The 2,753-nt window shown below is 40.9% G+C and carries 3 protein-coding genes and 1 tRNA gene; 2 read left to right on the top strand and 2 right to left on the bottom strand.

Features of this window, described 5'->3' with window-relative positions:
• Positions 1–710 precede the first annotated feature (710 nt).
• The gene (locus BBG47_RS27570) at positions 711–1,139 is read left to right on the top strand and encodes a hypothetical protein (protein WP_065294410.1); all 429 of its coding nucleotides are present in this window, start codon (positions 711–713) and stop codon (positions 1,137–1,139) included.
• Positions 1,140–1,624: 485 nt separating this feature from the next.
• Here BBG47_RS27570 and BBG47_RS27565 read toward each other — a convergent pair whose 3' ends face one another.
• Positions 1,625–1,996 carry a hypothetical protein gene (locus BBG47_RS27565; RefSeq protein ID WP_065294409.1) on the bottom strand — a complete coding sequence of 124 codons (372 nt, stop codon included), beginning with the start codon at positions 1,994–1,996 and terminating at the stop codon, positions 1,625–1,627.
• 228 nt (positions 1,997–2,224) lie between these two features.
• Here BBG47_RS27565 and BBG47_RS31335 point away from each other — a divergent pair, with 228 nt between their 5' ends.
• A complete protein-coding gene (locus BBG47_RS31335; protein WP_083189642.1) occupies positions 2,225–2,533 on the top strand; it encodes a tyrosine-type recombinase/integrase in 309 nt (102 codons plus the stop codon).
• Positions 2,534–2,631: 98 nt separating this feature from the next.
• Here the strand turns inward: BBG47_RS31335 and BBG47_RS27555 are convergent.
• Positions 2,632–2,715, bottom strand: a tRNA-Leu gene (locus tag BBG47_RS27555).
• Positions 2,716–2,753: the final 38 nt, after the last annotated feature.

Here is a 2,753-nt window from a genome sequence, read left to right as displayed (position 1 = left end):
CGATACTCTACCACTGAGCTATGTCCGCATTTTGTCGTTCAAAACGATATATCAGAAGCGACAAGTAATAATATATCATAAGGTATTAAGTAATGCAACCCTTATTTCAAAAAAAATAATAAATAGCTGAAAAACCTTGCTGTTGAGCCACTGGAGAATTCAAGGTGCCTGTTCTAGGACATCTCATCACAACGCTTAACAGCTATTATCGCCCACAAGCTCCAACGGTTCTCTACGTTCCCCCGCCCCTCAGAGCATTTCGTCAGGTCGCCATAGTGGAATGCAATCGTTATTCCAGTCGTACGTCCCCTTATTTGCTCTAGATGGGTTTGAGACGCTTTACGTATCCAAATCCCCTCTTTAAGGGTTTAAAAGGGCTCTTACAGGCTTCTAAGCTTATCCCTAAGATTAATTCCTTCTACTCTCCAACACAATATTGAGACCTACAAGGACACGTAGTTACCTAAATGAACAGCAAAACGGTAAAAGGCTAATTTCGAATAATGAATCAATCGCTTCATCTAAAATGAATTGTCCCATCAAAGGTGGGAATTTATTTATAAAAGATGTACCTAATCAGTGTTTACAAGTAAAGCTTCGAATAGTTCGGGTCTTTGTCACAGATAGGACTCATCTACAGCACAAGCTAATGGTTATATGTGGTATATTGGAAATGTATAACATAAATATACATTTCCAAGGAGGTTACTATGAAAAAATCGTTAGTCATCATTTCAACAGTGCTAATGTTATCAACATTTACTGGTTTCGCTTCTGCTGCGCCTGACTCACCTAGAATTGCACCAATTCAATCAGAAACCTCAACAGATTCAAGAGAAATTCCACTTTTTGATGTTAGTCACGTTGGGTACCATTCTTTCCAGAGCTCATTTCATGCAAACATCCATGCCGGAAAGAGATTGGACGTTCATGTAAAGAATGACGGCCCAGGAACAGTGTACATGACGTTAGTACGCGATGGAAAAAACTATGCGGTAGACATTCCAATATCTTCAGGCCAACAAAAAACAGAAACAATTAAAGTCTTTGGTGGCTTTATCTCTGAAGAATGGAAAGTATTCATCAATAATAAAGACGGCCATAATATGGACATCCAAGTTAAGGCAAAACAATACTAGAAGCATTTAAGCAAATGATCATAGTAAAGCCTCGGACTAACCCGGGGCTTTACTTCTTTGGTACCGGCCGCATATTGCCGCCAGGCAAACTACTCCAAAATGGGTTAAAGTAACATTCCCTGTCAATCCAAAAAATTATCTTAGATCTTTCATTACCTCTCTTTGCATATATCTCTCTCCTCTTATCTTTAAACAGCATTATCCATGTTATGTTACAACACCACTATCCTCCCCGACAGTTCAACAAAAGGACGCTCCCCATCCTTCGCTTGGGTTACAATCACAAACTAAAGAACGTACGCAGGTAGCATGTATTGCTTAAAAAGAAGCCCTGGCTTAATCTAAGCACTAAGATAATACTTTGGTGCTTATGACATTTTCGTTTTCGGAAGTGATGATGCTCGGGATGTGTTTATCCTCGCGTTGCTCACATACCGGAATAAACGGAAATATTTTATATCTTATCGTGCAGCATATCACATACATCAATTATCACTACAAATAAGCAAATTTGATTCCAGATAAATAGAATGAATCGCTCTCAATCTTATTGTCTGCATTTTGGTGATCAATAGCATCCACTTCACTAGCGTCTCCATCGATCCTAATGTCGCGTGCTCCCCACCCACCAGGTACACTACATTCTTGTTGGCATCCAATGCAGCTCTCTGCTTCGTTGCGAGTACCTTCCGATCCCTTTTGTCTGTGTAGTCATTGTGGAAGCGGTGCTCTTTCCGTCCGGTATCCCACTCCACTTCACATCCGCTATATCGACACCTAATACCTTCTGGTCCAGCAAAATAGAAGCTAATTCCCATCGACTTTATGAAGAAGCTTGATCCATCACGTTTGGCCAAAAAGGAACTCTCACGTGGACGCTGGGGCAGTGTCAGACATTTCTTAAGGCAGCATCTGTGAGTCGCTTCTACACGGCCTATTTAACGGCCATAAACACCAAAAACAAAGAAGTCCGAAAGGTACACACCTATCATAGATAGGTATACTTGAAAAGCTGAAAGAGAAGATCGATCAGAATCATATATATCAACGCACAAAATAACGAAGTGTACCAGCAACAATAGGGTTTGATTAATTGCCACCTAGACGGAGAGCCAATAAGCCCATCTCAATTGCGACATGATTACGAAAAGATAATCAATAAAAGAGGATTGCCATACATTCGGTTCCATGACTTGCGGCATTCATTTGCAACTAACTTGTGGGAGCTTGGTTTTGACCTTAAAGACATACAAGAGGTATTAGGTCATTCTAGTGTAGCAATTACAGGAGACATCTATACACACATGAGAGATGAAAAGAAAAAGAACCTCATGGCGAAAAATTCTGAGGCTATAAACTCGATGAATAAAAGCAATGATCCTGTGGATATCTAGCTTTCCGTTAACAAGTCCGTTAACAAAAACAAGGAGCCTTACGCTCCTTACTATCTGTAAACAGCAAAAAACCCTTGTCCGACAAGGGTTTAATGATATGGTGCGCGTAGAGGGACTTGAACCCCCACGCCAAAGGCGCTAGATCCTAAGTCTAGTGCGTCTGCCAATTCCGCCATACGCGCACGATATTTAACTGGTGAGCCATGAAGGACTCGAACCT

The organism is Paenibacillus sp. KS1 (assembly GCF_001680695.1).
Taxonomy (GTDB): domain Bacteria; phylum Bacillota; class Bacilli; order Paenibacillales; family Paenibacillaceae; genus Paenibacillus_B; species Paenibacillus_B suaedae.
The sequence above is the reverse complement of the archived record's forward strand: the minus strand, read 5'-3'. Positions and strand labels throughout refer to the sequence as shown.

Bases quoted from the DNA above. Each gene is read 5' to 3' on its own strand.
- BBG47_RS27570 (WP_065294410.1), top strand. From the start codon at position 711: ATGAAAAAATCGTTAGTCATCATTTCAACAGTGCTAATGTTATCAACA.